Annotated in this window: 16 protein-coding genes; 7 read left to right on the top strand and 9 right to left on the bottom strand. The window is 61.6% G+C overall.

From position 1 onward, the window contains the following. Positions 1 to 209: 209 nt before the first annotated feature. From EGJ27_RS10250 to EGJ27_RS10225, 6 genes are all read right to left on the bottom strand, one after another. A complete protein-coding gene (locus EGJ27_RS10250; protein ID WP_125830609.1) occupies positions 210 to 551 on the bottom strand; it encodes a HopJ type III effector protein in 342 nt (113 codons plus the stop codon). Next, positions 544 to 840: a DUF1244 domain-containing protein gene (locus EGJ27_RS10245; RefSeq protein ID WP_125830608.1), complete on the bottom strand. Its 297-nt coding sequence runs from the start codon at positions 838 to 840 to the stop codon at positions 544 to 546. Before EGJ27_RS10245 ends, EGJ27_RS10250 begins: the two co-directional genes overlap by 8 nt. A 42-nt stretch (positions 841 to 882) precedes the next feature. Beyond that, positions 883 to 1,254: a dihydroneopterin triphosphate 2'-epimerase gene (gene folX / locus EGJ27_RS10240; RefSeq protein WP_125830607.1), complete on the bottom strand. Its 372-nt coding sequence runs from the start codon at positions 1,252 to 1,254 to the stop codon at positions 883 to 885. Continuing rightward, positions 1,241 to 1,816 (bottom strand): GTP cyclohydrolase I FolE, encoded by a 576-nt coding sequence (gene folE / locus EGJ27_RS10235; protein ID WP_125830606.1) that lies wholly within the window; start codon positions 1,814 to 1,816, stop codon positions 1,241 to 1,243. The genes folX and folE overlap by 14 nt, the downstream gene beginning before the upstream one ends. A gap of 20 nt (positions 1,817 to 1,836) precedes the next feature. Continuing rightward, a complete protein-coding gene (gene folM, locus EGJ27_RS10230) occupies positions 1,837 to 2,547 on the bottom strand; it encodes a dihydromonapterin reductase (protein ID WP_125830605.1) in 711 nt (236 codons plus the stop codon). Positions 2,548 to 2,763: 216 nt separating this feature from the next. Next, a complete protein-coding gene (locus tag EGJ27_RS10225; RefSeq protein ID WP_125830604.1) occupies positions 2,764 to 3,348 on the bottom strand; it encodes an antibiotic biosynthesis monooxygenase in 585 nt (194 codons plus the stop codon). A gap of 222 nt (positions 3,349 to 3,570) precedes the next feature. Here EGJ27_RS10225 and EGJ27_RS10220 point away from each other — a divergent pair, with 222 nt between their 5' ends. Continuing rightward, complete coding sequence (locus tag EGJ27_RS10220; RefSeq protein ID WP_125830603.1) at positions 3,571 to 4,533, top strand: MerR family transcriptional regulator; 963 nt, start codon at positions 3,571 to 3,573, stop codon at positions 4,531 to 4,533. Between the two features lies 1 nt (position 4,534). On the opposite strand, the gene EGJ27_RS10215 is transcribed toward EGJ27_RS10220, so the two are convergent. Together EGJ27_RS10215 and EGJ27_RS10210 are read right to left on the bottom strand one after the other, a co-directional pair. Beyond that, a complete protein-coding gene (locus tag EGJ27_RS10215) occupies positions 4,535 to 5,140 on the bottom strand; it encodes a hypothetical protein (RefSeq protein ID WP_125830602.1) in 606 nt (201 codons plus the stop codon). A 66-nt stretch (positions 5,141 to 5,206) separates the two neighbouring features. Further along, positions 5,207 to 5,653: a PAS domain S-box protein gene (locus EGJ27_RS10210; protein ID WP_125830601.1), complete on the bottom strand. Its 447-nt coding sequence runs from the start codon at positions 5,651 to 5,653 to the stop codon at positions 5,207 to 5,209. Positions 5,654 to 5,742: 89 nt separating this feature from the next. On the opposite strand from EGJ27_RS10210, the gene EGJ27_RS10205 reads away from it, so the two are divergent. Next, positions 5,743 to 6,195 (top strand): flavodoxin, encoded by a 453-nt coding sequence (locus EGJ27_RS10205; RefSeq protein WP_125830600.1) that lies wholly within the window; start codon positions 5,743 to 5,745, stop codon positions 6,193 to 6,195. A gap of 235 nt (positions 6,196 to 6,430) precedes the next feature. Beyond that, positions 6,431 to 6,988: a hypothetical protein gene (locus tag EGJ27_RS10200; RefSeq protein WP_125830599.1), complete on the top strand. Its 558-nt coding sequence runs from the start codon at positions 6,431 to 6,433 to the stop codon at positions 6,986 to 6,988. Positions 6,989 to 7,320: 332 nt separating this feature from the next. Here the strand turns inward: EGJ27_RS10200 and EGJ27_RS10195 are convergent, their stop codons facing one another. Beyond that, positions 7,321 to 8,124: a SirB1 family protein gene (locus tag EGJ27_RS10195; RefSeq protein ID WP_125830598.1), complete on the bottom strand. Its 804-nt coding sequence runs from the start codon at positions 8,122 to 8,124 to the stop codon at positions 7,321 to 7,323. Positions 8,125 to 8,283: 159 nt separating this feature from the next. Here EGJ27_RS10195 and EGJ27_RS10190 point away from each other — a divergent pair, with 159 nt between their 5' ends. The 4 genes from EGJ27_RS10190 (at position 8,284) to EGJ27_RS10175 (ending at position 12,603) form a co-directional block, all read left to right on the top strand. Then, a complete protein-coding gene (locus EGJ27_RS10190) occupies positions 8,284 to 9,306 on the top strand; it encodes a Glu/Leu/Phe/Val dehydrogenase dimerization domain-containing protein (protein ID WP_125830597.1) in 1,023 nt (340 codons plus the stop codon). Positions 9,307 to 9,398: 92 nt separating this feature from the next. Beyond that, positions 9,399 to 10,496 (top strand): pyruvate dehydrogenase (acetyl-transferring) E1 component subunit alpha, encoded by a 1,098-nt coding sequence (pdhA, locus tag EGJ27_RS10185; RefSeq protein WP_125830596.1) that lies wholly within the window; start codon positions 9,399 to 9,401, stop codon positions 10,494 to 10,496. Then, positions 10,486 to 11,472 (top strand): alpha-ketoacid dehydrogenase subunit beta, encoded by a 987-nt coding sequence (locus tag EGJ27_RS10180; protein ID WP_125830595.1) that lies wholly within the window; start codon positions 10,486 to 10,488, stop codon positions 11,470 to 11,472. Before pdhA ends, EGJ27_RS10180 begins: the two co-directional genes overlap by 11 nt. Positions 11,473 to 11,490: 18 nt before the next feature. Beyond that, positions 11,491 to 12,603: a dihydrolipoamide acetyltransferase family protein gene (locus tag EGJ27_RS10175; protein WP_125830594.1), complete on the top strand. Its 1,113-nt coding sequence runs from the start codon at positions 11,491 to 11,493 to the stop codon at positions 12,601 to 12,603. Positions 12,604 to 12,630 lie beyond the last annotated feature (27 nt).

Genomic DNA, 12,630 nt, shown 5'->3' with positions numbered 1-12,630 from the left:
TGATCCTGGATACAAAAAACCGGCCCATGTGGCCGGTTTTTTATGGCGCGATGAATGGTGTGATGTGCATGGACCCGGTGAGAGGGAGCTTGCTCGTGACCACCGGGTGTCAGCGCTGAACAGCGGACTGACACGATAAGGTCGCGAGCAAGCTCCCTCCCACATAACAGCACCGCAGTTACCCATGCGGCGTTTTCAGTAAAGTCAGATCAGCCTTTGCGCTTCAGCGCTTCACCTTCAAACTTCACACCTGCCAGACCGTTGGCAATCAACGCGCGGATGTTGCCGTGGTCGCTGCCGTCCGGCGTGGCCTGCACGGAGCGGTAGTGCTCACCGAAGGCCAGCAGCGTTTCTTCATCGCTCAGCCCTTCCAGCAAGGCCAGGCTCAGGGTCTTGCACGAGCCCTCGTTCTGGCCCGCAGCATTTGCCACGCCGCCATTGCTGAATGCTTGAGGCTGGTAGTCGTAACCTTCCTCGATGAAAGCCAGGGTGTCGGCGAACGCGTGCTCGCCGCTGTGCAGGCCGGCGCGCAGGGTGTCGATATCAGTCATGCTTGGGTTCCTTGGCGAACGCCGCTTGCTGCTCGGCGCTGGCTTCTTGCTGGTAAAGGGCTTTCCACTCGCCGTAAGGCATGCCGTAGACGACTTCCCGGGCATCATCGAGGCTGATATCGATGTGCTTTTCGTCCGCCGCAGCCTTGTACCATTTGGACAGGCAGTTGCGGCAGAAGCCGGAGAGGTTCATCAGGTCGATGTTCTGGACATCCTTGCGGCTGTCCAGATGAGCGACCAGTCGGCGGAAGGCGGCGGCTTCGAGTTCGAGGCGTTCTTGCTCGGTCATGACAGGCTCTGTTCAGGCGAATGATCGGCCATGATAAGAGGTTCAGCGTTGCCCAGCGAGCGTGATCGACACCGATTCGGCAAAACGCAGCGCATGCGGTTTGTCCACTTCCACTTCGGCATAGGTCACGGCCTGATGGTTCATGACCAGATCCAGCACTTCCTGGGTCAGGCGTTCGAGCAGGGCGAAACGGTTGCCCTCCACATGCTGAATGATGGCCTTGGTGATGGTGCGGTAGTTCAAGGCGTGCTCGATGTCGTTATCGCGTACGGCGTCATGGGCCGCGTACTGGATGGTGAGGTTGATCAGCACATCCTGCTTGTTGAGAATCTCGTCCTCGTTGATGCCGATGAAGGTACGCAGGCGCAGATCCTTGACCCGTATGCGCGCGGTGCCTGGTTCAAGCCTTGCCATTGGATTTGCTCCGTCCGATCAGTTGCAGAAATTCCATGCGTGTCGTGGCCGACTCACGGAACGCGCCCAGCATAACGGAGGTGTTCATGGACGAGTTCTGTTTCTCGACCCCGCGCATCATCATGCACATGTGCTGCGCCTCGATGACCACGGCGACGCCGGCGGCATCGGTGACGCCCTGGATCGCATCGGCGATCTGACGGGTGAGGTTTTCCTGGATCTGCAGACGGCGGGCGTACATGTCCACCAGCCGGGCGATCTTCGACAGACCCAGTACCTTGCCGGTCGGGATGTAGGCCACATGCGCCTTGCCGATGAAGGGCAACAGGTGATGTTCACACAGCGAATACAGTTCGATGTCCTGGACGATGACCATTTCGTCGTTGTCGGAGGCGAACAGCGCGCCGTTGACGATCTCCTCGACGCTCTGGGTGTAGCCATGACACAGGTACTGCATCGCCTTGGCGGCGCGTTTGGGGGTGTCCAGCAGACCTTCGCGATCCGGGTTTTCGCCCAGGCCTTCGAGGATCTCTCTGTAATGCTGCGGCAGAGATAAGCTCATCAGTGGTTCCTCGGGGCGGCTTATTTGAGGTGCCGTCCGCCGTTGATGGTCAAAGTGGTGCCGGTGACATAGGGGTTGTCCAGCAGATAACGCAGGCCCTGGTAGAACACCTCTGCACCGGGTTCGATGCCCATGGCCGATTTGGCCAGTGCGCCGGCGCGGTAGGCGGCATCGTCGTGGGGTTGGAACATCAACAGCGCTGGTGCGATTGCGTTGACCTTGATACGTGGAGCGAAACGCGCGGCAAACGACAGCGTGAGGCTGTCCAGGCCGGCTTTGCTGGCGCAATACCCGATGTGCTTGCGACTGCCCTTGCGCGTGACGTCGTCGCTGACGTGCACGATGTCCGCCATGTCGCCGGCCTGCAGCAGCGCTTCACAGTGCAGATTGATCAAGTAGGGCGCCAGCATGTGAACGCTGAACATGCGAGTGAAACTGTCAGCCTCGTCTCCGGGTGTTTCCGCGAGCCATTCCGAGGCGTTATGCACGATGGCGCGCAGGGCGTTGGTGTGGGTCTTGAGTTCGTCGATGAAGGCCAGAATGCCTTGCTCGGACGAAAAGTCGGCCTGGATCGCCAGCGCGCCCGCCTGACGCAGGGCGGCAACGCCGGCACGTTCGCGTCGATAGCTGATGATCACCGGTTGCCCTTCGGCCAGCAGACGCTGGGCGCAATGCAGACCGACGCGCTGACTGGCGCCGGTGATCAGGATCGGTGCAGAAGAAAAGGCCATCGGCGGCTCACGCATCGGGTCGGGGGCGCAGGGAAGGGCTGCCGGTGGCGCGGCAGGCCGGATTCAAGGGATTGCGATGATTGTTCGCGACGTTAAACCAATGGGTTTGTTTGTACAACCATCAGTGCCCGATGCACAGCGGCCAGGATCGTGCAGAGCTGGGATGACAGCAGGACCTGTACGTAGCCGCCGGCGTTGTACAGGTCCTGTGCAGCCTCAGCGCGACGAAGCCGATTCGGCCCGGCGAGCAGGCGCAGCGGGTGAGGCGTGCAGCCACGAGGCCAGCAGGCGCGTGGATAACGGGATGAACAGATAAACCATCAGCGGCGTGAGCACCAGTGTGCTGATCATGACGCGCGGGATCAGCTCCAGGTGGTTGAGCAACGGCCCGAGCCCGAAGTTGAAAATCAGCGACACGGGAAAAAACGCCAGCCAGATGGCGACGGCCTGCTTCCAGCGTGGCGGCCGCTTCACACCTTCAGCGCTTTCGGCTGCGCCAAACCAGCCATCGATGCCACTGACGCGAAGCTCCGACGGCTGGGCGAACAGGCCGCTGCCACGCACCAGCCAGGAGCGTCGAGAGGCCGAATGCTCCCAGGCGTGCATGGTCTGCTCGTCACTGAAGCGGAAAATGATCTGGAATTCATCGCCGCCGGGCGGCGGTGCCAGCACCCCTGAACCCAGGTAGCCGGGAAAATCGGTAGCCAGCTGTTCGCCTTCGTGCAGCCAGGTCAGCATTTCCTGGTAGCGCCCATGGGCGACACGGCGCGCAACCATCAAGGTGACGGGTGAGGTAGACATTGTGTATCTCCGATAGACGCGTGAACTTCCCGGGTAGGCAAGTCACATGGCACGGCGCCGGGGTGGTGGGCCGCGTCAGCTTCGTATGAAAGCAAGCAAGGATTATTCCTGATTTCAGACCACGCACCTAGGATTTTGTCATGGCCGGTTGCTGGCGTTATTTTTGTGACGGCCGGGCGCTGGGCAGTACAATGCATCCACCACCCCGAATGATGACCGGTCATGACTGAATCCGCCGAAGGACCGATCCTCAACGTCGCTCCCCGCCCAGACCTCAAGCAGCAAGAGCTTTTCCCGATCCGGGAAGTCGCGCGGATGACCGGTATCAACCCGGTGACGCTGCGTGCCTGGGAGCGTCGCTATGGCTTGATCCAGCCGACGCGCACCGACAGCGGGCATCGTCTTTATTCCCAGGCCGACATCGACGCGGTACGCAGCATTCTGGGCTGGATCGAGCGGGGTGTGGCGGTAAGCAAGGTCGGGAAGATCCTCGCCCGGACCGATACCGCCCGCAGCCAGCCGGCCGGTGAAGACCGCGTGGCGGCGCAGGACGACTGGACTCAATGGCTGACCCAAGTGCGTCGGGCGGTCCGCGCCTTCGACGAACGCCGGCTTGAGCAGCTCTACGGGCAGATCTTCGCCAGCTACCAGATGGCCGTGGTGTTTGAGGACATCTTCATGCCGCTGTGGCGTGAACTGCTCGTGCATCAGGACGAATTCGGCGGCACCAGCGAGTGGCTGTTCCTGGATACCTTCCTGCGCGCCCGGACCCTGCAGCGTCTGCAATTGGCCAACGATGCGAGCCGGGAACGTGTGCTGCTCGCCGCCTTGCCGGGACAATGCCGCGAGCTGGAGCTGTGGGTCGCGGGCCTGCTGATGGGCAGCAACGAGATCGGTGTGCAGGTTCTGGCGCTGGGGCAGCCACTGGAAGAGTTGAGTCTGGTGTGCGACAAGATCCAGCCGCCCGCTCTGGTGCTGTACTCCAATCATCCGCCGACGCCGGACTTGCCACGTCGTCTCAAACGCCTGGCGCTGACCCTGGAATGTCCGTTATTGCTGGCGGGAGAAGCGTCCCACCTGGCCGAAGAGAGTCTCAACGGCTCGGCCATCGCCTGCCTGGGCAGTGAAGGGCGTTCGATGCAACGGCTGTTGCAGCAATTTCTGGCCGGGCGACTGGATACCTGATCTAGCGGTGCAGCGCCGGGTGTACGCGCTGATGTTGCTGAAGGATGTACTGCCGCAGCCGCTCGGAGTCTTCTTTGTTGTGCTGGCTGAGACGGTAGGCGCCCAGGCCTTTTTCGGTCACCCGCTCCAGGCGACCGCGCATGGAAATCGGTGCGATGCCGGCCGGGTTGAACCACGCGGCGAACTGCTTGGGAAACTTGCCGGACTTGCGCTGTTCGAGCAGCACGCCTTTGAATGAAATCTCATGAGCCCAGAGCGCGGTGAGCGCTCCTTTTTCGGTTTCCAGCGGTGCAGGCTCGGGCAGCGTCAGCCGCCATGGACGAATCCGCGGGCCTTCTTCATAAATGCTCGGAGCACCCAGTTCCAGATGCAGCGCGTGGAATTCATCCTCCACCAGATGCAGCGGGAAGTTCATCTGCTGGTTCTTGAACTGGGCCTGGATCGTCACCTGCTCATGGGCGGCCAGACGTGTCAGCAGGTCCTGAACGTGAATGCCGCCATTGACCAGCAGGCTGCGCGTGCTGTCACGCACGTTCAGTCTGGGGTTGTGCTGCATGCTTTGGATAAAATCCAGTTCAGCCTGGGTGAGCAGGGAATCGGGTTGCATTGAATCACTCATACGAGTCAGCAGGTGAGGAGAATGACCGCGTAATTGCTGCCTGGTTCCATTAAATCATTGGCTCAGTGCGGCGATTTTCGCCTCCGCGGCGACCAGGGCAGCCTCCAGTTCCCGGATTCGCTCCTGATCGCGAACCTGGGCGGTGACGTCCTTTTGAATGCCGATGTAGTACATCATCTGGCTGGCGTCATTGCGTACCGGCGTAATCGACAGCTCATTCCAGAACACGCTGCCGTCCTTGCGGTAGTTGCGCAGAATCTGCCGGCTATGTTCGCCCTTGCTGATCGCCTGCCGGATCGCCGCCAATGCCGCCTGCTGCCGGTCATCGCCCTGCAGGAAGCGACAATCCCGATAGAGAATCTCTTCGTTGGTGTAGCCGGTCAGGTCGGTGAACGCCTGGTTGGCATAGATCAGAATGTTGTCGTCGCCTTCCTGTTCCGCGACCACGATTCCATCGCTCGAAGCGTCTATCACCAGCTGCAGCAGTTTTGCGTTGATCATCCGCGTCCCGGGCCTCGAAAAAATGCGAAGTCTGCATTCTAGCCGATAGGGCATACTGTCGCGCTGTTAAAGCTGCCAAAGAGGTCGTCATGAGAGTCGCCATCATTTCCGGTTCGGTCTATGGCTCTGCCGAAGAGGTCGCCCGTCACGCCGCAACGATCCTGACCCGCGCCGGGCACGAGATCCTGCACAACCCGCGCCTGGTGCTGCCGGACCTGTTGGCGTTCGAGCCGCAAGCCCTGCTGGCTGTGACCTCCACCACCGGCATGGGCGAGCTGCCCGACAACATCCAGCCGCTCTACTCCCAGTTGCGCGACCAGTTGCCGGGTGCGCTGCGTGGGTTGCCGGGCGGCGTGATCGCTTTGGGCGACGCCAGTTACGGCGATACGTTCTGCGGCGCAGGCGAGCAATTGCGCGAACTGTTCGCCGAGCTTGGCGTGAACCCGTTGCAGGACATGTTGCGGCTCGATGGCAGCGAGAGTGTCACCCCCGAAACCGATGCCGAGCCATGGCTCGCGGAGTTCATCAAACGGCTGGGTTGACCAGCCGATCCGTTCAGGCACGGCGGGTTGAGGGAGAACCCGGCACGGGGGCAACTACTGAATGAGCCGTCCTGAAACGGCAAGTTCGCACCCATGTTCTGGCGTTATTTGTAGGAGATAAGTCTGGCGGTTGTAAGACCGTTCTTGATTTATTCGCCCCAGCACTTCGGCTATAAATTCATCCGCCCAGGTTCCGATAGTACCTTTGACACCATCACAAGGTCAGGGACACCACATGCCGAAACCTATCTGGGGCGACTTGCCGCCCGCTCGCATCAAGATGCCTGAAAAAAAAGTCGAAGTGCAGAGTCCGACCGTGCACGCATCACAGGTCCTGCGTGACATCGGCGACAACGACATCGCCCTCAACTCCGTTGAAATGGAGAAGCGGCGCATGAAACCGTTGTTCAAGCATTTCAATCCCGAACAGATCAGCGCCAAGGAGCTTGGCCGGGCAGGCATGCTGCTCTACAAGACCGGCTTCATCGATAACCTGACGGCGGAGTTGATGAACAGCGCCGGAGAGGAATTCGACAAGCAAGGCAACGTGGTGGACGCGGAAAAGCCTTTGAATGCCCTGGAATTTTTCGCCGGGCGCATTGCCCGTATCCAGGAGCAGTCGCTGCAAGGCGACCCTTACGCCAAGGCGCTGCTGCCCGATTACATCCGCACCGTGCACGTGATCAAGAACCTCTACACCTTCGTCAATTCCGGTAACAGCCCGGAGATGGTCAAGATGATAGCCCTGGAAAAACAAGGGAAGATCCCCAAGGGACGCCCGATGCGGCTGTAACAGCAGACCTCTGGATCTAAAGCCCTCGAAGCGGACTTGTCCGCGAACAGACGGCTAAAGCACAGGGACTGTAACGTCCGACACCTAGAGTGGGAGGACAGGCCCGCCGTTGCAAGAGGCGGTGCTGCCATAAAAAAAGCCGCTGCAATAGCAGCGGCTAAATAAAACGCAGATCCAGGAGCTTGAAAATCAACGTTGCCAAATCGAAGAGGTTCAACAGCGATTCAGTGCGCGAATAATAAGTTGTAGAGAAACCCTGAAAAATCCCCGGTCGGGATATTGTTTATTGCCCTTGAGGTAATAATGTTCCGACCTGGATATCGATTGTGCTTTCAATGCAGGCTTCTGCTGGAAGGCAATTGGCCCAGGCGTTCGGCCAGGCGCAATCGCTGGATCGGATCATCGCTGAGCAACAAGGCATGTTCGAGGTCGAAGCGCTCGGCCTGCGGACAGTCGAGGGACTGATAGAGACTGGCCCTGGCAATGTGGTCGGCGCTGGTCGCCTGGCCCAGCTCGACGATCCGGTTGGCGTCCTTGAGTGCCGAAATCAGGTCATCGTTGACCTTGTGCAGGTGACGCAGGTTGCGCGACATGCGTTGCAACATGCCGGTCGGTGTGGCGCTGGACATATGTTCGGCGCGCAACGACATGTTCGGTCCGAACTGGCGGGTCAGCAGCTCGCGACAATCCCTGGGGTACAACCTGCGTCCGCCGCAGGGGTCGAGCAGATGGTCCGCCCCTGGTACGCGGAGCAGGAAATGGCCGGGGAAGTTGACCCCTTCCAGGGCCAGATCCAGCCGCCGCGCCAGTTCGATCGCAATCAGGGCCAGCCCCAGCGGCTGGCCACGGCGGCGCAGCACGATGCGGTGCAGCAATGCGGATTCGGGCTTGGGCGGATTCCAGTCATCCTGGGCAAAGCCCAGCGTGTTGAGATGCCTGAGCATCAGTTGCGCCAACTCATGGGCGGGCGATGCAGGCAACGCCTTTTCCAGCTCCCGATGCAGGCGGTCCATCTCGTCCATGACCGGCGTCAGCGCAAACTGCGAGTCGTGTTCGGCGCAGATCCAGAGTGCGGCCTCGAACACCGAAGGCGGTGTACGTTGCAGGCAGTCCAGGTACTGTCTGTGTGGAGTCATCGACCCCTCCGAATGGCTTGGTCAATAGAACGTACATGACCCGTTTGTTTTAGCCCTGCCCACTGATTTAGTCCAGCGTCGTGCAGATATGCCTGAGTGGTCGGGCAGTTTGCGGGGCAGCTCCTATACTCCGGCTGACAAGAATACGGGAGCCCCCTTATGTTCGCTCTCATGCAAGGTTCGCGGGCCGAGTCACTGCATATGGTCTGCGATCCGCAGGTCGGTCTGAAAGCCGTCGTTGCCATTCACAGCACCCGCATGGGGCCTGCGTTGGGGGGGTGTCGCTTTCTGGCCTATCCGGACGAAGACAGCGCCATCGAAGACGCACTGCAACTGGCCAGGAACATGAGCTACAAGGCCGTGCTGGCCGGTCTGCCGCTGGGCGGCGGCAAGGCGGTCATCATGCGTCCGCCGCAGTTGCACGATCGCAGTGCCTTGTTCGAAGCCTTCGGCCGCTTCATCGAGACGCTGGCCGGGCGGTATATCACAGCGGTAGACAGCGGTACTTCAAGCGCCGACATGGACAGCGTGGCGCGGCACACGCGCAACGTCACCAGCACCAGTGAAGAGGACGATCCTTCGCTGTTCACCGCCATGGGCGTATTTGCCGGTATCCGCACCACGGCCCTGGCGCGATTGGGCAGCGACAACCTTGAAGGGCTGCGGGTCGCCATCCAGGGTCTGGGCCATGTCGGCTTTCCCTTGGCCGAACGTCTTCATGCCGCCGGCGCCGACCTGCTGGTCAGCGATCTGGACAGCAGCAAAGTGCAGCGGGCGATGGAAGCCTTCGGCGCGCACCCCATTGCCTGCGAAGCGTTGCTCAGTACTCCGTGCGACATTCTTGCCCCGTGCGGCCTGGGCCGGGTGCTCAACGGCCAGAGCGTGCCGCAGTTGCGTTGTGCGGCGGTGGCCGGCGCGGCGAACAACCAGCTGAGCAGCCTGCAGGTCGCCGACCAGCTCGAAGGGCGCGGCATTCTCTACGCGCCCGACTACGTCATCAATTCGGGCGGGCTGATCGACGTAGCGCTGCGCCACTCCGGGGAAAGCCTGGCCACCATCACCGCCCACCTTTCCCGAATCGGACTACGATTGACAGAGGTGTATGCCCATTCCCAGGCAGAAAAGCGCTCACCCGCGCGAATAGCCGATGCATTGGCAGAACGCCTGTTGCACGTCGACTAGCGTGTTCTTACCGAACGCCGCTCGACCCGATCACCGCAGCCACAAGCCGCGGGCCATGATCTGCACGCTACCCGGCGTGCGAGGAGTAGGCCATGACGTACAAGATCGATCTCGGGTACACCCGTTACCTGTCACCCGACGGCCGCCTGACCACCGAGCTTCCGGCCTGGGCCGATGATTTCAACCTGTTGACCCGCCTCTATCGACAGATGGTGCTGACCCGGCTGTTCGACCAGAAGGCGGTGGCCTTGCAGCGCACCGGCAGCATCGGCACCTACGCGCCGACCCTGGGCCAGGAAGCCATCGGAGTTGCCATCGGCAGCCTGATGCACGCTGAAGATGTGCTCATTCCCTACTACCGCGACACTGCGGTGCAGTTGATGCGCGGTGTGCGCATGGAAGAAATCCTGCTCTACTGGGGCGGCGACGAGCGCGGCAGCGATTTTGCCGAGCCGGCGGCGGCTCAGGACTTCCCGCTCTGCGTACCGATTGCGACTCAGGCGTTGCATGCCTGCGGCGTCGCGAGCGCGTTCCGCATTCGGGGCGAGCATCGGGTGGCAGTGACCACTTGCGGCGACGGCGCCACCAGCAAGGGCGATTTTCTTGAGGCGATCAACGTCGCCGGCGCCTGGCAGCTGCCGGTGGTGTTCGTGGTCAACAATAATCAGTGGGCGATTTCCGTGCCCCGGCGCATCCAATGCGGCGCGCCCACTTTGGCGCAGAAGGCCATCGGTGCCGGATTCCATGGCGAGCAGGTCGATGGCAACGATATCCTCGCCGTCTACGACCGCATGCAGGTCGCCCTTGAGCGGGTGCGGCAAGGCAAAGGCCCGGTGCTCATCGAATGCCTGAGTTACCGGCTGGGCGACCACACCACGGCGGATGACGCGACCCGCTACCGCTCTGCCGAAGAAGTGCGTCAGGCCTGGCAGGAAGAACCTGTCAAACGCCTGCGAACGTTCATGGTCAGTCAGGGCGTTTGGGATGAAGGCCGTGAACAGGCACTGGTCGGTGAGTGCCAGGCGCTTGTTCAGCAGGCCGTCGAGGCATTCGAACGCGCAGGCATGCAACCCGCCGAATCGATGCTCGATCATGTCTATGCCCGTTGGCCGACGCCCTTGGTCGAGCAGCGCGAGTGGTTCCTGGAACGGGTTGCCCGGCGCGAGGAGGGCGGCTCTCATGAACAGTGAAAAAGTCAGCTTGCTGGAGGCCGTGAACAGGGCGCTGCACCGGGCCATGGCCGAGGACGAGAACGTGGTGGTGCTCGGCGAGGACGTCGGCGTCAATGGCGGGGTGTTTCGCGCTACCCAGGGCCTGCGCGACAGTTTCGGTTTCAAGCGGGTGATCGACTCGCCCCTGGCCGAAACCATGCTCGGCGGCCTGACCATCGGCATGGCGGCCCAAGGCTTGAAACCGGTGGTGGAAATACAGTTCATGGGTTTCATCTACGCCACCATGGAGCATCTGGTTTCCCATGCCAGCCGTTTACGTAACCGCACGCGCGGGCGGCTGACCTGTCCGATGGTGTTGCGCTCGCCCATGGGCGCCGGGATACGTGCGCCGGAACACCACAGCGAAAGCACTGAGGCGTTGTTCGCGCACATTCCAGGGTTGCGGGTGGTGATTCCGTCCTCGCCGGCTCGCGCCTACGGTTTGTTGCTGGCGGCCATCGACGATCCGGACCCGGTGATCTTTCTGGAACCGACCCGGCTCTATCGCATGAACCCGCAACCGCTGGTTGACGATGGCAAACGTCTGCCGCTCGACAGTTGCTTTACCTTGCGCGAAGGCAGCGACCTGACGCTGATCAGTTGGGGCGCGAGCATTCACGAGACCCTGCAAGCGGCAGGCGCCTTGGCGCAACGTGGCGTGTCGGCGGAAGTGATCGATGTGGCCTGCGTCAAACCGTTGGACATGGACACGATGGAAGCCTCAGTGCGCAAGACCGGGCGCTGCGTAATCGTGCATGAAGCGCCGCGGTCCTGCGGCGTGGGTGCGGAAATCGCCGCCAGCCTGTACGAGCGCGTCTTCATGGACCTGCAAACGCCGATCCAGCGGGTAACGGCGCCGGATATTCCGCCACCGCTCTACCGGCTCGAACAGCTCTACATTCCCGGCGTCCAGGACATCGTGCATGCCTGCCATACGGTGCTCGATGACGCCTGACTCCCTAGGAGGTTTGCGATGAAATATTTCAAACTGCCCGATCTGGGTGAAGGATTGCAGGAAGCGGAAATCATCGAATGGCACGTCAAGGCAGGGGACACGGTACGTGCCGACCAACTGATGGTCTCGGTGGAGACCGCCAAGGCCATCGTCGACATTCCTGCGCCTTACGACGGCATCATTGCGCGGGTGTTCGGCGAGGACGGCGACACCCTGCATGTGGGCGAACCGCTGATCGGCTTCGAAGGTGAGGGCGATGCCGGGACGGTGGTCGGTCGCCTTGAAGGCGGCGGCAGCCTCGACGATCAGTTCTTCGTCGGCGCCGCGCCTTCGACCCGCGAGCACATGGTCACTCGGGCTACTCCAGCGGTTCGCCAACTGGCCCGGCAATTGGGCGTCGAACTGAGCGGGCTGGCGGGGTCGGGCAACGACGGCTTGATCACCCGCGCAGATGTCGAGCATGCCGCCCAGGCCGAGCGCGACCGCTTCGGCGGCAAGTGCTTGCGCGGAGTACGCCGCAGCATGGCGTTGAACATGGCCCGCGCCCACGCCGAAGTGGTGCCGGTCACGCTCCATGGCGACGCCGACCTGCACCGCTGGGACGTGGCGCGCGATCCTTTGATACGGCTGGGCAAGGCCATTGCCAAAGCTTGCGCGGTGGAACCGGTGCTCAACAGTTGGTTCGACGGCAAGACGCTGTCGCTGAGAACTCACGAGAAAATCGATCTGGGCATTGCCGTCGATACGCCCGACGGCTTGTTCGTGCCGGTTTTGCGCAACGTCGATGAACGCTCGGCAGAAGAGCTCAAACAGGGCATGAGCCGCCTGCGCGCCGACGTGAAAGCCCGCTCGATCCCGCCCCAGGAAATGATGGGCGCAACCATCACCCTGTCCAATTTCGGCACCCTGTTCGGCCGCTACGCCAGCCCGGTCGTGGTGCCGCCACAGGTAGCGATCATCGGCGCAGGCAGCATCCGTGACGAACCGGTGGCGATGAATGGGCAAGTGGTGATTCACCCGATCCTGCCCTTGTCACTGACGTTCGATCATCGGGTTGTGACAGGCGGCGAAGCGGCGCGGTTTTTCAAGGCGATGGTGGACGAGCTGGAAGGGGATGGCTGCCGAACCTGAAAACGAGGCAAGTTCGGCATCGCGGAT

This window comes from Pseudomonas sp. v388, assembly GCF_003935425.1.
In the GTDB taxonomy this organism is placed as follows: Bacteria; Pseudomonadota; Gammaproteobacteria; order Pseudomonadales; family Pseudomonadaceae; genus Aquipseudomonas.
Note: the sequence above shows the minus strand (reverse complement) of the source record. Positions and strands in the feature narration are given on the sequence as shown.

Excerpts from the sequence above, each read along its gene's own strand:
- EGJ27_RS10200 (WP_125830599.1), top strand. The coding sequence starts at position 6,431 with ATGCCGAAACCTATCTGGGGCGACTTGCCGCCCGCTCGCATCAAGATG.
- EGJ27_RS10250 (WP_125830609.1), bottom strand. The coding sequence starts at position 551 with ATGACTGATATCGACACCCTGCGCGCCGGCCTGCACAGCGGCGAGCAC.
- EGJ27_RS10225 (WP_125830604.1), bottom strand. The coding sequence starts at position 3,348 with ATGTCTACCTCACCCGTCACCTTGATGGTTGCGCGCCGTGTCGCCCAT.
- EGJ27_RS10190 (WP_125830597.1), top strand. The coding sequence starts at position 8,284 with ATGTTCGCTCTCATGCAAGGTTCGCGGGCCGAGTCACTGCATATGGTC.
- folE (WP_125830606.1), bottom strand. The coding sequence starts at position 1,816 with ATGAGCTTATCTCTGCCGCAGCATTACAGAGAGATCCTCGAAGGCCTG.
- folX (WP_125830607.1), bottom strand. The coding sequence starts at position 1,254 with ATGGCAAGGCTTGAACCAGGCACCGCGCGCATACGGGTCAAGGATCTG.
- EGJ27_RS10245 (WP_125830608.1), bottom strand. The coding sequence starts at position 840 with ATGACCGAGCAAGAACGCCTCGAACTCGAAGCCGCCGCCTTCCGCCGA.
- EGJ27_RS10195 (WP_125830598.1), bottom strand. The coding sequence starts at position 8,124 with ATGACTCCACACAGACAGTACCTGGACTGCCTGCAACGTACACCGCCT.
- EGJ27_RS10220 (WP_125830603.1), top strand. The coding sequence starts at position 3,571 with ATGACTGAATCCGCCGAAGGACCGATCCTCAACGTCGCTCCCCGCCCA.
- EGJ27_RS10210 (WP_125830601.1), bottom strand. The coding sequence starts at position 5,653 with ATGATCAACGCAAAACTGCTGCAGCTGGTGATAGACGCTTCGAGCGAT.
- EGJ27_RS10175 (WP_125830594.1), top strand. The coding sequence starts at position 11,491 with ATGAAATATTTCAAACTGCCCGATCTGGGTGAAGGATTGCAGGAAGCG.
- EGJ27_RS10205 (WP_125830600.1), top strand. The coding sequence starts at position 5,743 with ATGAGAGTCGCCATCATTTCCGGTTCGGTCTATGGCTCTGCCGAAGAG.
- folM (WP_125830605.1), bottom strand. The coding sequence starts at position 2,547 with ATGGCCTTTTCTTCTGCACCGATCCTGATCACCGGCGCCAGTCAGCGC.
- EGJ27_RS10215 (WP_125830602.1), bottom strand. The coding sequence starts at position 5,140 with ATGCAACCCGATTCCCTGCTCACCCAGGCTGAACTGGATTTTATCCAA.
- EGJ27_RS10180 (WP_125830595.1), top strand. The coding sequence starts at position 10,486 with ATGAACAGTGAAAAAGTCAGCTTGCTGGAGGCCGTGAACAGGGCGCTG.
- pdhA (WP_125830596.1), top strand. The coding sequence starts at position 9,399 with ATGACGTACAAGATCGATCTCGGGTACACCCGTTACCTGTCACCCGAC.